At 54.4% G+C, this 15,837-nt stretch carries 13 protein-coding genes; 11 read left to right on the top strand and 2 right to left on the bottom strand.

All coding sequences use genetic code 11. The features are described 5' to 3' along the window. Window positions 1-4: 4 nt before the first annotated feature. Window positions 5-490 carry a DUF3124 domain-containing protein gene (locus OR1_RS04560; protein WP_041970282.1) on the bottom strand — a complete coding sequence of 162 codons (486 nt, stop codon included), beginning with the start codon at window positions 488-490 and terminating at the stop codon, window positions 5-7. 96 nt (window positions 491-586) lie between these two features. Here OR1_RS04560 and OR1_RS04555 point away from each other — a divergent pair, with 96 nt between their 5' ends. Continuing rightward, window positions 587-2,563, top strand: coding sequence for a monovalent cation:proton antiporter family protein (locus OR1_RS04555; protein ID WP_041970281.1), 1,977 nt, complete (start codon window positions 587-589; stop codon window positions 2,561-2,563). Between the two features lie 35 nt (window positions 2,564-2,598). Here the strand turns inward: OR1_RS04555 and rd are convergent, their stop codons facing one another. Further along, entirely contained in the window at window positions 2,599-2,757 is a 159-nt protein-coding gene (gene rd, locus OR1_RS04550; protein ID WP_041970280.1) for a rubredoxin, read from the bottom strand. Between the two features lie 153 nt (window positions 2,758-2,910). Here rd and OR1_RS04545 point away from each other — a divergent pair, with 153 nt between their 5' ends. From OR1_RS04545 to OR1_RS04500, 10 genes are all read left to right on the top strand, one after another. Continuing rightward, complete coding sequence (locus OR1_RS04545; RefSeq protein WP_041970278.1) at window positions 2,911-3,360, top strand: Hsp20/alpha crystallin family protein; 450 nt, start codon at window positions 2,911-2,913, stop codon at window positions 3,358-3,360. A gap of 50 nt (window positions 3,361-3,410) precedes the next feature. After that, complete coding sequence (locus OR1_RS04540) at window positions 3,411-3,809, top strand: Hsp20/alpha crystallin family protein (RefSeq protein WP_041970445.1); 399 nt, start codon at window positions 3,411-3,413, stop codon at window positions 3,807-3,809. Window positions 3,810-3,959: 150 nt separating this feature from the next. Next, complete coding sequence (locus OR1_RS04535) at window positions 3,960-4,409, top strand: co-chaperone YbbN (RefSeq protein WP_082002802.1); 450 nt, start codon at window positions 3,960-3,962, stop codon at window positions 4,407-4,409. 66 nt (window positions 4,410-4,475) lie between these two features. Next, window positions 4,476-5,867 carry a sigma-54 dependent transcriptional regulator gene (locus tag OR1_RS04530; RefSeq protein ID WP_237754224.1) on the top strand — a complete coding sequence of 464 codons (1,392 nt, stop codon included), beginning with the start codon at window positions 4,476-4,478 and terminating at the stop codon, window positions 5,865-5,867. A gap of 312 nt (window positions 5,868-6,179) precedes the next feature. Further along, complete coding sequence (locus OR1_RS23210) at window positions 6,180-6,728, top strand: MCP four helix bundle domain-containing protein (protein WP_082002801.1); 549 nt, start codon at window positions 6,180-6,182, stop codon at window positions 6,726-6,728. After that, entirely contained in the window at window positions 6,652-7,833 is a 1,182-nt protein-coding gene (locus OR1_RS04525; protein ID WP_370543327.1) for a methyl-accepting chemotaxis protein, read from the top strand. Before OR1_RS23210 ends, OR1_RS04525 begins: the two co-directional genes overlap by 77 nt. A gap of 124 nt (window positions 7,834-7,957) precedes the next feature. After that, complete coding sequence (locus OR1_RS20580; protein WP_052440254.1) at window positions 7,958-10,642, top strand: PAS domain S-box protein; 2,685 nt, start codon at window positions 7,958-7,960, stop codon at window positions 10,640-10,642. A 10-nt stretch (window positions 10,643-10,652) separates the two neighbouring features. After that, complete coding sequence (locus OR1_RS04510) at window positions 10,653-12,365, top strand: EAL domain-containing protein (protein ID WP_041970276.1); 1,713 nt, start codon at window positions 10,653-10,655, stop codon at window positions 12,363-12,365. Between the two features lie 237 nt (window positions 12,366-12,602). Then, on the top strand, window positions 12,603-15,053 hold the full coding sequence (locus tag OR1_RS04505; RefSeq protein WP_041970275.1) for a methyl-accepting chemotaxis protein: 2,451 nt from the start codon (window positions 12,603-12,605) through the stop codon (window positions 15,051-15,053). A 34-nt stretch (window positions 15,054-15,087) separates the two neighbouring features. After that, window positions 15,088-15,825 (top strand): substrate-binding domain-containing protein, encoded by a 738-nt coding sequence (locus OR1_RS04500; RefSeq protein WP_041970274.1) that lies wholly within the window; start codon window positions 15,088-15,090, stop codon window positions 15,823-15,825. Window positions 15,826-15,837: the final 12 nt, after the last annotated feature.

Here is a 15,837-nt window from a genome sequence, read left to right as displayed (position 1 = left end):
CCCGTTACTCCCGGATCTCCTGACCAGGGCTGACGAATGAAATCCCCTGCCCGCCGGTGGCGCCGATCATCACGCACTCGATCACCGGCGCATTGATGACCCGGTCCGCAGACCACCTGACGATGAAATTGGCACCGAAACCGCCCCGGCTGTCTTTCTCCTCCACGTAAACATGCGTGGTCCCGAGCGGCCCGAGGAGTAGCGGCCGGTCGAGGTGCCTCTTTATCAGCCTGCCGTCGTTATCGTAATAATCAATCGCAGTGACCCGAAACGTTCCCGTCATGTCCGTATTCCTGATGCTGAGCAAGGCGGCGAGCTGAAACGGATTTTTCCGCGGCCCGCTGTACACGTTGGAGTACACCGGGACATACACGGTCTGCCCCTTTGACAGGCGGACCTCGGCCGGCGATCCCCAGCTGCACACCGGCATGATTGCAGGGGCAAGAAGCATTACGACGAAGATCAATTTGGTTACAGACCTGAAGATCATGGTGAACTCCTGAGATTGCGGTATTATTTGATGGATAACACACCCGATGAGGCTTGACAAGCGGGCCTCCTCAATTCAACGCGACCGGATGCTACTATGGCTGTCCTGTTTGACCTGGAAATACTTTTCGGCCTGGCCATTCTGACCGTCCTGCTCGTGCGGAGGCTGGCGCTCCCCTCGATCATAGGGTTCCTGGCCGCCGGCATGATCGCCGGCCCCCATGCCCTGGCTCTGGTAAAAAGCAGCCATCAGGTTGAACAGATGGCTGAGATCGGGGTCGTGCTCCTCCTGTTCACCATCGGCATCGAGTTTTCGCTCAAGGAACTGATGCGGATCCGGCAGATGGTATTTCTCGGCGGCGGGCTGCAAACAGCCCTGACCATCGCCGCCATTGCCGCCATCGGAGCGGCCTGCGGCTATTCCATCGAACAGGCGATATTTTTCGGCTTTCTTGCCGCACTTTCCAGCACGGCCATCATCATGAAACTCTTGCTTGATGGCGGGGAGATGGATACCCCGCACGGCAAGACCACGCTCGGCATATTGATATTCCAGGACCTTTGCGTAGTGCCGTTGATGCTGCTCACCCCCCTTTTGGGGGGGAGCGGCAAGGGTGGCGCCGACATCCTGCTGATGATGCTCAAAGCGGCGGCAGTGGTAGTGGCCGCTCACTATGGCGCCCGCTACCTGATCCCCTGGATCCTGCGCCAGGTAGTAAGCGCCCGCAGCCGGGAACTGTTCATTCTGACCGTCATCTTCATCGGTTTCGGCACCGCATGGCTTACTGCCGAGGCAGGGTTGTCGCTGGCGCTCGGGGCATTCATCGCCGGGCTGGCGATCTCGGAATCCGAATACAGCCAGCAGGTGCTGGGCGACATCATCCCGTTCCGCGACGCCTTCATGAGCCTGTTCTTCCTCTCCGTGGGAATGCTGCTGGACCCGGCGGTACTGCTGAAATACCCCCTGCTCGTTGCCGGCACAGTTGTGACGATCATCCTGGTAAAGGTCCTGGTGGCCGTCTCTGCGGCCCGGGCCATCGGTCTCCCCTTGCGCGTCGCCATCCTTTCGGGCCTTGCCCTGGCCCAGATCGGCGAATTCTCCTTTGTCCTCTCCCAGACCGGCCTCAAATACGGGCTCATGTCACCCGACCTTTACCAGCTTTTCCTGGCCGCATCCATAGCGACCATGGCACTGACCCCGCTCTGCCTTCGCCTTGCCAACCCCCTGGCAACGTTTGCAATCAGGCGGCTTCCTTCCTGGCTGACCAGAGGCAATAACGCGCTGGCCGGACGGGAAAGACGGAGCCGGCTGTCCGGCCATGTCCTCATTGCCGGGTACGGCCTGAATGGCCGCAACCTGGCCAAGGTGCTCAAAAACCTGGAAATTCCCCACCTCATCGTCGACACCAACCCATTCACCATCAGCAGCGAACGGAAACGGGGGGAGAAAATAATTTTCGGCGATGCCTCGCAGCCGGAGGTGCTGGAGCACGGCCGGATCGCCCAGGCCAAGATGCTGGTCATTGCCATCTCCGATGCCGCTGCCAGCCGCCGCATTGCGGCCCAGGCAAGGCAGATGAATCCGAGCATCCATATAATCGCCCGGACCCGATATCTGCTGGAAGTTGAGCCACTCTACCGTCTGGGGGTTAATGAGGTGATCCCGGAAGAGTTCGAGACCTCTGTGGAGATCCTCTCCAGGGTGCTCCGGACCCTTCTCGTGCCCCAGGACGAGATCGAACAGCACATCTCGGAGGTTCGCCGCGACGGCTACGGCATGCTCCGGAGCGTCAGCCGGCGTCACAGTCATGCGGTGGGGATCAGCGGTTACCTGGCCGGGGCGGAGATCGCCACATTCAAGGTCGGCCATGGATCGCTGCTGGCAGGCGAGAGCCTCAGCAAGGGGACGATCAGAAGCATGTCCGGAGCCACGGTCCTGGTCATAAAGAGAAAAAGCGAGGTGATCCCGAACCCCGATCCGGTCTGGGAACTAAAACCCGACGATATCGTGCTGCTCCTGGGATCCCCGGAACAGCTGGCCGCTGCCGGAAGGTTGTTCACCCGGCCGGCCTGACTTTCCAGGCCGGCCGTTACCCGTCAGTTGCCGGATCAGGCCGGCTCGAACAGCTCTTTCCCTACTCCGCATACCGGACAGACCCACCCTTCCGGCAGATCCTCGAAAGATGTTCCCGGAGCCACACCGCTGCCGGGATCGCCAACAGCAGGGTCGTAGATGTACTGGCAAATGGTGCACACGTATTTCTGCATATTTGATCTCCTTTACCTTGTGATTACCCGATCAATCATAACGTAATTATCACCGGCCGCAATCGAACCGTGCCATCGCCTGACACCCTTGACATTCAACAGGTCGATACTTATCTATTGCTCAGAGAGAACAAACGAAAGGAGGTAATCCATATGGCAAGCTGGGATGTATTCAAGGAACTGGACAATCTGAGGAAAGAGATCGATGAAGCTTTTCGCGGTGCTGGGCACAATCGACCGTTTGGACCAACGTTCCTTTCGCCGGTAACAAGCCGCCGTTTTCCTCAGGTAAACTTCAGCGAGGACGAAGGGCAGGTCTACATCGAGGCGCTGGCTCCGGGAGTCGACCCAAAGGAGATCGATCTCTCGGTTATGCGGAACACCGTAACCATCAGCGGCGAGCGCAAACCTTTTGTCGAAATGGACGGACAGATAGTGCACCGGTCCGAGCTCGGCTCCGGGAAGTTTTCCCGAACGCTGGAACTCCCGGTTGACATCGATCCGAACAAGATCAGCGCCCAGTGCAAAGACGGCCTTATGCTGATTACGCTGGCCAAGGCCGAACATGCCAAGCCCCGGAAGATCGAGATCAAACCAGCCTGAGCGGAGTGATCGTCAATAATCTTGACAGCAACGGAAAGGAGGTCATCAACATGGCAGCGAACGGCATTACCGAAAGAAACGAGGACAGAGCGGTCCAGACCCGTGAAGAAACCAGGTCCAATGAAAAATATATCCGTCCGGCAGTCAATATCATCGAGACCGAGGAAGGACTGACCCTTACGGCCGACCTTCCGGGCGCCAACAAGGGGGCGCTGGACGTGAATGTGGAAAAGGGGATTCTGACCATCAGCGCGCCGGTCGATCACAGCATGCCGGGGCGTCCGGCCTATACGGAGTTTGAACTGGCTCCCTATTATCGCCAGTTCACCATTCCTGAGAGCCTCGACCATGAAAAGGCCAAAGCAGAATACATCAACGGGATCCTGACTCTGCGGATACCGAAGGCGGAAGTGGCCAAGCCGCGGAAAATCGAGGTTACGGTCGGGTAAGCCCGGCAATACCGGTAATCGAAACAGCAATGGCCGCCAGTGGCGGCCATTGCTGTTTCCAGGGAGTTCAGTCGCAACTATGGCAATCAGCTTCAAAGATGCTATAATTAGTTTCTACACATCAATTCCATGCCGACCGAGGAGGATACAATGTCAGACTGTACTGTCACCTGTCCGTCCTGCGGCACGGCAAACCGGATTCCCATCGACAAGGAAGGCAAAAATGGGCGGTGCGGAAACTGCCAAAGTCCCCTGCCCCCCAGCTACTGTCACCCGCAACAGCTGACCGATAAAGATTTCCATGAATTCCTCGCAAACTATCCCGGCCCGGTGCTTGCCGAGTTCTGGGCACCTTGGTGACCGCACTGCGTCTCATTCGCACCGGCGGTGCGAACGATAGCGGCCAGGCTGGCGGGTAAGGCGGCAGTTGTCCAGATCAATACCGAAGAGAACCGGATTCTCCCCGCAAGGTTCGGCGTCAGAGGGATTCCGCTCCTGGTGCTGGTGCGCAACGGCAAGCCGGTGGCGGAACTTGGCGGTGCCCAAACAGTTGAGGCTGTTCTTGCCTGGTTCATGCAACATCAGCCTGAAAGTGGTTGAAGCGTTGCCTAAAATAGCGCAGAATTGGGCCGATTCAAATTTTCCGGACAAATCAAGGAAAGCGCAGTGGATACAATATTAATAATTGACGACGAATTTGCTGTTTTATGCAGCTTTGCCGCATTTTTCGAAGATTGCGGCTTCCGGGTCCTGAAGGCGACGAACGGCTGTGACGGACTGGATATCTTCAGAACTCATCGACCGGACATTGTTTTTACCGACCTCCGGATGCCCGGGCTCGACGGATTTGCGCTGCTTTCGACAGTGAAGCAGGAAAGCCCGGAAACGCCGGTAGTGGTAATTTCCGGAATAGGCGTGATTGCCGATGCCATCAAAGCCGTGAAGATGGGGGCTTTTGACTTCGTATCCAAGCCGGTGAGAGAACTCCCGGAACTGGAGATCATCGCCAAAAAGGCTCTGGAAACCAGGGAACTCCGTAGTGAGGTCGCAGCCCTCAGAGATCGAATCCTGGACGGAAGACTCCTCCATCAGGACGCCTTCAGTGCCATCATTACCAAAGATGCAGGCATGACCAGGATATTCCAGTATATCGAAGCGATAGCCCCGAGCAGTCAGCCGATTTTGATCAGCGGTCAAACCGGAACCGGCAAGGAGTTGATCGCAGGAGCCATCCACAAGGCGAGCGACAGGAAGGGTCAGTTCGTTGCCCTGAACCTGGGCGGACTGGATGACCAGATGTTCTCGGATACCCTGTTCGGTCATCTCAAAGGGGCCTTCACCGGCGCCGACCGGCCGCGGGAAGGGATGATCGTCCAGGCAACGAACGGCACCCTCTTCCTCGACGAAATCGGCGAACTGACCGAGACATCACAGGTCAGGTTGTTGCGGCTCCTCCAGGAGCAGGAATATTTCCCCCTCGGTTCCGACACCCCTCGAAAGAGCAGCGCCCGGATTATTGCCGCCACCAACCGGGAACTGTCTGCCATGGTCAAGGAAGGGCGTTTTCGCCAGGACCTTTACTACCGGCTCTGCACGCACCATGTCCAGATACCCCCGCTCGCCAGCCGCAAGGGGGATATCCCGTTTCTGCTCGAGAATTTTGTCGCAGATGCAGCAGCAGCCATGGACAAACCGAATCCCTCCATACCTCCGGAGCTCTACCGGTACTTGAATACCTATGATTTCCCAGGCAATGTCCGCGAACTCAAGTCAATGGCATACGATGCCGTAGCCAGGCACAAGCACGGCCCGCTCCCCAAGGACAATTTCATCAGTGCGATGGGAGCAGAGCAAGGGTCGGAACTTATCAATCCGGATGAGACTATCGCCTTGATCCCGGCATCGAGTGACCGCATGCCGACACTCAAGGAGGCCGAAGAGGCGCTGATTTGCAAGGCCCTGCAACTGGCTGACGGCAATCAGGGTGTTGCTGCCCGCTACCTGGGGATAACACGTCAGGGGCTGAACAAGATTCTCAACCGTAAAAAAACCAGCTGACCTTTCCTGCCAACCTCTCCTGTCAACATTGTTGCTCAGGCAACTCTGTTGCGCCCCGCAATTTTTCTTAACCCCTTAACATTATTAGAATGCCTATATTTGCCCGCTGTAACAGCAACAACGTTGACAGGGGAGGCAGTTTACCCCACAGTAGATATCTACCTTATTTCACTACACATTTTACCATTTTAAAGACAGGCACCATCTGTGCTGAACATTCTTTTGGATAAACCAAGACATTAACCAATGTTTCCGACCTCGGGTCTCATCAATTAATCAAAACAATATCAGCAAGCAACGGAGGAAGAAAAAATGAAAAAGTGGAGCGATTTTCAGGTCAGAACCAAGCTTATGGTCCTTGTTGTCTCTGCCTGCCTGGCTCTGGCGGTAGTAGGAGCAGTGGGGCTATTGGGGATGCGCAGCGCCAATCAGAGCCTGGCCGAGTCCAATAACAGCATGGAGCAGACTGCGCTTCTGGGGCAGATGAAGAGTGATTTCCTGACAATGCGGCTGGATCTGGTCTACATGATGGCGCTTAAGGATGAGGTAAAGCTCAGGGAGAAATGGACCGACTTTACCGCCAAGACCTCTGCGGTCCGGGATTCACTGAAAAAATTCCAGAGCCACAAGCTAACCACCCATGAAAAAGACGGAATGACTGTCTTTAAGGATGGGTTCGAACAGTATGTAACCACCGGGACCAAGCTCGGGGAGATGCTCCTGGCCGCCCATGCGGCGAATAATGCCAATGCACTTGCCGAAGCCATCAAATACGGGACAGGGGTTGTTGACCCCCCTGTACAACCAGCCGGCCGAGACCGTCTCCAAACTTGTTGCCGAAAATATCAAGAATGGGGCTGAGATGTACAATGCCTACACCGCAGCATATAAGCGCTCTCTGGCCACCATGATAGCCATTATTGCCGTTTCTCTCTTCGGTGCCTGCCTGCTCGGTTTTTTCATTGCAAGATCAGTTGCCGGTCCGCTGCATGTAGTGTTTGAGGCCATGAAAGACCTGGCCGCGGGAAACCTGAGTACTCGCTGCAACATCAATACCCGCGATGAAATGGGGCTTCTGGCTGCCGAAGTCAATATCATGGCTGAGAAACTGAACCAGACCATTGCGCTTGTCGCACAAAGCGGTATTGACGTCGCCTCTGCAGCCAATCAACTCCATTCCACGTCTGAACAGATCGCCACCGGCACCGAGCAGGTTGCCGCACAGACCCAGACCGTGGCAACAGCAAGTGACGAAATGGCGGCCACAACCTCTGATATCGCCCGCAACTGCCATGTTGCGGCAGACAACGCCGGGAAGGTCAACCAGGCCGCCCTGACCAGTTCGGAGATCGTGCAGCACACCATTTCGGTCATGAGCCTGATTTCCGATCGAGTCAAGGATTCCGCTCAGAAAGTGGAGGCGCTCGGCGCCCGCTCGGAAGAAATCGGCGAGATAGTCGGAACCATCGAGGATATCGCGGACCAGACCAATCTGCTGGCCCTGAACGCCGCCATAGAAGCGGCCCGGGCAGGTGAACAGGGGAGAGGATTCGCAGTGGTTGCCGATGAAGTCAGGGCTCTTGCCGAAAGAACCACCAGCGCTACCAAGCAGATTGCCCAAACAATCAAAACCATCCAGCAAGAGACAAAGGGAGCGGTTCTGGCCATGGTCGAAGGTGTCAAAGAGGTGGAGACCGGCACCTCTGAAGCAGCACGGTCCGGAGAGGCGCTGCAGAATATCCTTGACCAGATTGGCTCGCTCTCCATGCAGGTGAACCAGATTGCAACCGCCGCAGAAGAGCAAACCGCAACTACCGGCGAAATCACCAACAATATTCAGCAAATCGCATCAGTTGTCCAATTGACCGCCAATGGTTCTCAGGAATCATCAGCTGCAGCGGCCGAACTGGCCCGCTTGGCCGAAGAGCTCCGTTCGCAGGTGGAACAGTTCAAGCTGGCGGCATGACAGGGCTTTCCAGTCAGGGTTATTCCAGCGTTAATCCATGACTCTAAGACGGGATGAACCTTTGAAATCCTCGGCAGTGGAGTTTGAGTTCATCCCCTTGCCGCTTTCTTAAAAAGGAATGCCGATGAAGTTGCCCTGCAGAATAATAATCATGACTGTTTTGGCTGTTGCAGCCACGGCCATGTTTGCTGCAATCTTTTCCCTTCAGCAAATATACCGGGAAGCCGAGATCCAATCCCGGCTAGAAATGGAACGCTGCATCAAGACGTTCTGGGAGTTTCTGCGGCAAAAAGGGACACCGGTCAGATTAGCGGATGGGAAAATGTATGCCGGCGACTACCTGATCAACGGCAATTATGAACTGCCGGACAAAATACAACAGATCTTCGGTGGTACGGCCACAATATTCATGGGAGATATCCGGGTTTCCACTAATGTCCTCAAAGACAATGGAACTCGCGCTGTCGGTACCAGATTGGTCGGTGATGCCTACGACGCCATTTTCAAGAACGCTAAACCATATCGTGGTGAGGCAACCATACTCGGCAAACCGTATTTTACCGCCTACGACCCCATAGTAAATCCTGAAGGGAAAACTATCGGGGTATTGTATGTGGGGGTAAAAAAGGACATCTTCCTTGCCCATTATGACGAACTCCGCAGAAACGTTGCCGGAGCAATGTTAGCCGTCGTAACGATCTGCTCCATACTGTATTTTCTGATCATCCTGTCGGGCAGACGTACCGCTGCGGTTCAGAAACGGGCATTGGATTTCCTGCAGGAACTGATCGATTCCATGCCGAACCCTGTCTTTTACAAGGATCTTGATGGCAGATACCTCGGCTGCAACAAGGCATTTGAAACGTATCTCGGCATATCCAGGGACGCTCTGGTGGGCAAGACCGTTTACGATGTTGCCCCGCCCGAGATAGCAGATCAATACAGGGTGAGCGACAATAAGCTATTCAACTCCCCGCCCGGCACAATCCAACAATATGAATCCAGGATGATGGACGCGGATGGAGCCATCCGTGATGTGATATTTTACAAATCGAGATTTTCCGACCGGTACGGCTCGGAAGGGCTTGTGGGGTCCATTCTCGACATTACCGAAAAAAAACATAGCGAGACCCGCGAACGCTCACGATCCGAAATCCTTGAGCATATCGCCAAAGGCAGACCGCTTGCGGACATTCTCGACGTTATCACAATGGCAGTGGAGCGCGAAAAACAAGGGGCATTATGTTCCATACTGCTGGCCAACAAAGAAGGGACCAGACTGTTTCATGGTTCGGCCCCAAGCCTTCCCGACGAATACATCAAAGCGGTTAACGGAACCCGCATCGGCAAAGGGATCGGCTCCTGCGGAACCTCTGCCTTTCTGCTCGAACGGGTGTTAGTTGATGATATCGACACACACCCTTACTGGCGGAACTTCCTCCCCGCACGCGAAGCCGGCCTCAGATCCTGCTGGTCCGAGCCTATTCTCTCATCCACCGGTAAGCTGCTCGGAACCTTTGCCATCTATCATCGCGAACAGCGGTCACCCGGCCCTGATGAGATTAACCTCATCGAGTCAGCCGCCCATTTTGCCAGCATTGCCATTGAACAGACCGAAACCGAACTGGCCCTGAAGCAAAGCGAGAGAAAATACCGGGAACTGGTGGAAAACGTCAACAGCATCATCCTCAGAATGGATACCAATGGCCGAGTCACATATTTCAACGAGTTTGCCCAGCGGTTTTTCGGCTATACGGGAGATGAGCTCATCGGTCGCTATGTGGTCGGGACCATTGTCCCCGATGAAGATACCGCCGGCCAAAGCTTGGCAGAGATGATCAACGGTATCTGCACCAATCCGGAAAAATATGCGCTGAATGAAAATGACAATATCAAAAAAGGGGGGGAAAGAGTCCGTATTTCCTGGGCCAACAAAGCCTCTTTGGACGAACACGGGACCCTCAGAGAAATACTCTGCGTCGGGCAGGATATTACCGAACGCAAGCGTCTTCAGGAGATGATGGTACAGACGGAGAAGATGATGACTGTCGGCGGCCTTGCCGCAGGGACAGCACATGAACTGAACAATCCGCTCGGCGCGATCCTTCAGAATGCCCAGAATATCATCCGCAGGGTATCCCCCGGCCTGCATGCGAACGAAATGGCCGCCGCCGATATCGGGATTGAATTTCTGAAGGTCCGGGAATATATGGACCGCCGCGGGATTATCGAGATGATTCAGCACATCGATTCTTCAGTGAACAAGGCGGCCGACATTGTTGCCAATCTGCTCACCTTTAGCCAGAAAAGCCCCTCCATAGCGGAGATGTCCACACTGTCGGAAATCGCAGACAAAGCCATTTCCCTGGCTGCCGCCGATTATACCCTCAAAAAGAAATATAATTTCCCCAACATCGATATTGCCCGTGATTATGCCGAGCTCCCTAAAGTACCTGCCAACTCGCAAGAGATTGAACAGGTGATTTTCAACCTGATGAAAAATGCCGCACAGGCAGTAGCGGATAACTATCCAGACAGAACACCAAGGATCGTTATTCGTACAAGAATACAGAATCGCTATGCCCTGCTAGAGATAGAAGACAACGGCTCAGGGATAAAAGGTGAGCTCATTCCGCGTATATTTGAACCATTTTTTACTACGCGAGGGGTAGGAAACGGAGCCGGCCTGGGTCTTTCGGTTGCCTACTCACTCGTAGTAAACAACCATAATGGCCAGATATCGGTGGAAACAGCTCCTGGCGAAGGGAGCTGTTTCAAGGTGCTGTTACCTCTTGAGCGGGAAAAGTAAAGGTACGATTATGAACTTGGGAATTCAGGAACGAAAAAACGGGCTGACCCTGCTTACCATCGAAGACGAGACCGGGCTCAGGAAAAGCATAGCTGATTATTTCGAAGACAGCGGCTTTACTGTTATTGAAGCATCTGACGGTCATGAGGGGCTGGAGGCATTTCGCAACCACAAGCCCGACATTGTCTTTGCCGATCTCTGCATGCCTAAAGTTCACGGTCTGGAAATCATCCCGGTGATGCATCAGGAGAGTCCGTACACGCCGGTCATAGTAGTATCCGGAGCCGGGATGCTTCAGGATGCGGTTGAGTCGATGAAGCGCGGCGCATGGGACTATGTGTCAAAACCGATTCGGGAACTCGGCGCTCTCGAACAGCTGGCATTCAAGATGCTGGCCAGGTCGGAGGAACTCAAACGGGAGTCGGAGTACAACAGCAACCTGCAGCAAGAGCTTAGCAACCATCAAGACCGGGATTCTTTGACCGGTCTCCCCAACAGGAAGCTGTTCAAGGATCATTGCGGCCAGATACTAGATCAGGGAGCTGCCGGCTGCCTGGGATTGATAGACCTCGACAATTTCAAGGCGATCAAGGAATCGTTTGATCACGAATCCGGGGACCAGCTGCTCATGGAGGTTGCCGAACGGTTGGGAGCTAAGTTTACCGGCAGCAGCGTGCTGGCACGTCTCGGCGGCGATGAATTCGCCTTTTTAACAACCTATAGCGCGCAACCGTCATCAGAAAACCAGGAAGAGGTGGTTAAAAGCATAAGATCGGCCTTTGCCGCACCGTTCGACATTAAAGGAGAGGAGCTTCTTATTACCGCCAGTATGGGGCTCTCCTGCTGGCCGGCCGATGGCAACACAATCGACGAACTTCTGAAAAAGGCCGATATCGCCATGTCAAGGGCCAAGGAACAGGGCCAAAACAGCTGCAGGATTTACAGTTCCGAAATTACCGCCAGATCAACTGACTGGATAACACTCCAGACCAGATTGCGCCGCGCTTTGGAGAAAAACGAATTCATTCTGCACTATCAGCCGCAGATGGATATCGGTACGACAGAGATAAAGGGGGTTGAAGCGCTCATCCGGTGGCAACCGGAAGGCGAGCCGCTGGTACCGCCCGGAGCATTCATACCGGCCCTGGAAGAGTCCGGCCTTATTATACAGGTTGGCGAGTGGGCACTACGAACAGCCTGCAACCAGCTACGCCAGTGGAACAGGTCCGGCCACCCACCCTTCATGATGTCCGTGAACGTAACGGCATTGCAATTTCATTCCCCAGGTTTTGCGGAAAAAGTGGCCGACATTATTGCGGAAACGGAAATCGATCCGGAATATCTCTGCCTGGAACTGACTGAGAGTATCGTCATGAAAGATGTCGCCGATACCATCGACACCTTGACCAAGCTCCGGAAACTCGGCATCGCACTCTCTCTCGACGATTTCGGCACCGGCTACTCGTCGCTCTGCTATCTCCGCAAGATGCCGATCAGCGAGCTGAAAATCGATCGGTCTTTCATCGCCACCCTGCCGGAAGACCAGAACAACGCCATGATTGTAAGCACCATCATCAGCATGGCTAACTGCCTCAACATGCGGGTAGTGGCAGAGGGCGTCGAAACCAGTGACCAATTGGAATACCTGCGCGCCAATCATTGCCATATCGCCCAAGGGTATCTGTTCAGCAGGCCAATACCGGCTGAAGATTTCCACATATGACTTCCTGACTTCGGGAATACAGACCAGTAGTTCTCCTCAGAGATTTCACTCCCCAGCGGATCCCTATCCGTCCTATTGTCGCGACATATAGCCGAATAAATGTTCAAGTCGCCGCGCTGCATGCCGATAAAGCTAGATAACTTTATCCGCCATTCCTGCACAATCCGGGCGGATTCCTTCCCCTCGGATTGCATGCGACCTGTCGGGTCAAAGCCACGCATTTTTATCAGAGGCCTTATGAAGATAAAAACCAAGCTCATCCTCAACATGGTCATCGGGGCAGTGGCAGTCTGGACCATTGTCATCACCAGTGTCTTCGGCATGAACTTCATCAAAGGGAAACTCTCCTATCTGACCCAGAAGAGCACCCCTTACCAGATGCGCACGGTCGAGTTCCAGAAAGAGCTTCAGGGGGCCACCACTGATCTGGTCAAGGTTAATGCCGCCCGCACCATGCAGGAGTATCAGACATTCCGGGCCGAAGCGGAAAAATCTCTGAACAGTGTCAAAAACGCAGAACTGTCGTTGGAGGAGATGTCCGGCAACAAACTGGAAACACACAAAGAACTGAACAAGATTGCCCAGGAACTATTTACCGTAGTTGCCAACAAGCTTGCCTCGGAAACTGCCGCCAATAACGCGAGCCTGAAAGTGGCCCAGCGCCTTAAAGAATCATCGAGCCGCCTGAAGGAACTGGACCAGAGGATTCGCATTCTCCAGACCGGCCGGACCAACTCTTTTGCTGCCGCACTACGGGATACCGGGCAGTTTTCCGGCAAGTTGCGAAGCGTAGAGGAGTTGCGTAACCTGGTAAAAGATCTGCAGCTGGTCCTCCTGGAGATACAGAACGCCCAGAGAAACACTGTCGTGCTGATTGCCAAGGGGAAACTGAATGCCGCCAACCTGAAGATCTCAAAAAACGAATACCTGCAGGAAAACGACACAATAGCTGCAGACTGTAAAGCGATTTCGGCCAAGATTGAAGAGGTTGCAAAGCTGCAAAGCGCGGCCCTGTCGCAAAAGACCGATGAGGCCAGAGGAAAGGCAACGGCTGCAGGAAAAGAAACATTCGAGAAGGTCAATACCCTCTTTCTCACTCTCGATCAGGAAGCTTCCCTGGCCAATGAAAAGTTCGGAATCGAATCGAAAAAGCAGGGGACGATATTCACTCAGTCAAATGTCGCCAACAGCATCCTGATGAACAATTCCGAACTGGTCTCTCTCGGGATGTCCCTTGAAGGGCTGACCACCAAGCTCTTCACCCTGGAAAGCGTCGCCGACATCGACAAGCTGGCGCCGGAGATAACTGCTGTCTTTGGCAAGGCCGAAAAACTTACCAAAAATCTTGACGATTCAATGAAAAAGATCGGTGTTTCGCAAGAGCTGAAGATCCTACGGGGTGTACAAGGGACCCTGACCGGTATCCGCAGTGAGCTTTTTGCCGCAAACGGGATCATTGCCACACTCAAGACGCACCTTAACGCCGAAGATCAGGCCGTAAAAATTGGCGACAAACTTCGTGAAATTGTTGTCAAACAGGGCGAAAAAGGAAAAGAAACGGTAACTGCAGCCAAAGGCGACCAGGAAAAAGCGATCGCATCCGTAAACAAGATGGTAGCGACCAGCATCACCCTGCTTATTGTGATCGGCTCTGTGGCAGCAATCATCGGCACATTCTTCGGGATCTGGGGATTCCGCTCCGTAATCCGGCCGCTCACAACGCTGGTAACGGTTGCGGACAGTGTTGCCGATGGGAACCTGCATATCAGCGACATCAAGAAAGGAAACGATGAGTTTGGCCAGGTACAGGCGGCCATGGACAAAATGGTCCACAATCTGCGGCAAATGGTAACCAAAATCAGCGACTCTACCGCAACCGTGGCCAGCAGTTCCGAGGAACTCTCGGCTACGGCCAACGAACTGGAGAAAAACTCGCACGTCCAGACCAGCGGCATCGAAACCACAGTCACTGCCATGACCGAGATGGTCCAGACCATTCAGGATGTCTCAGGCAATGCCATGAACACAGCCGATTCGGCCGGCAAAATGAAGCAGATCGCCCAGGCAGGACAGAAGGCGTTGGACAGCACTTCGAAAGAGCTGTTTGCCTTTGCCGATGTCGTCCGGCAATCAGCGGAAAAGACCGAAGCTTTGGGGGTCAAGTCGGAAGCGATCGACGAGATCGTGGAGATGATCAAAGACATTGCCGACCAGACCAATCTGCTGGCCCTGAACGCCTCAATAGAAGCCGCTCGGGCCGGAGATATGGGACGCGGTTTTGCCGTTGTCGCCGACAGCGTCCGTCAGCTTGCGCACCGCACTATAGATTCCTCCGAAGAGATCGGCCGTACCGTGAAAGAAATGCGGGAAGAGGTGCAGTCTTCGGTTACCGTAATGAAGAAAGAGCGGGAGTCCATTGACGGCATTATCCAGCACATCGACAACACCCTGCAGTCAATGGGCCAGATTGTAACCCATGTAGAGCAGGTCTTTGACATGGTCCAGACCATAGCTACCGCCACTGAAGAACAGTCTGCCACTGCCGACGGGGTCAACCGAACCATGGTCGGGATCAATGATATCACGCGCCAGCTGACCGTATCGGTCACCGAGATCAAGGGAACATCCGACAATTTCGCCCGCCTTGCTGCAGACCTGCAGCAGATGGTCGGCTGGTTCAAGCTGTAGAACGTACGCATCCGAAGAGAAAGGAGCTTAACCCATGCTTAACAAAATCGTTCTTTGCTGCGTTTCTATGTTGTTCATTTCCTCGCCCTTACTGGCGGAAGAGTTGAAAATAGGTGCCGGAGCCGCACCCACGGAAAACGTTCTCAAACCGTCTAAATCCGCCTTTGAGAAAGCAACGGGAATCAATCTCACAATCCTTGCCAGCGGCCCCAAACAGGCGTTCATTGATCTGGACCGCGGGAGTGTTGACGCTGCAGCTGCCGGGCTCTCCATGGACGACTGGCTGGCGCTCCTGAAAAAGGAGGGGGTGACAATATCGGATCCAACGACATACCAGGCGGTGGTCATCGGCAAGGATCGCGTGATTGTCATCGTGCATAAGGACAATCCGGTGACAAAGCTCAGCAAGGAACAGTTGACGGACATCTTTTCCGGCAAGATCAACAACTGGAAAGATGTCGGGGGTAAGGATGCGCCAATTCTGGTTGTCTGGGGTGGACTCACCCAGGGCACCAATTCCATGTTCGTCAAGCATATAATGGCCGGCGCCAAGCCGACAACCGACGTGATTACGGCAACTACTGCCGAGGATATCCGCCAGAACATCGCAGCCAATCCCGAAGCGATCGGCATCGGACCCCAGGCAATCGTTAATGCGACCGTGCGCTCCCCGGAAACACCAGAAGTTGCCCGGCCGATCACCCTCATTACCAAGGGGGCACCATCACCCAAGGTCAAGAAGCTGCTCGATTTTCTGCAGGCCCGGAAATAACACCATAAGCCA

The sequence above is a fragment of the Geobacter sp. OR-1 genome (assembly GCF_000813145.1).
Taxonomy (GTDB): Bacteria; Desulfobacterota; Desulfuromonadia; order Geobacterales; family DSM-12255; genus Geoanaerobacter.
Note: the sequence above shows the minus strand (reverse complement) of the source record. Positions and strands in the feature narration are given on the sequence as shown.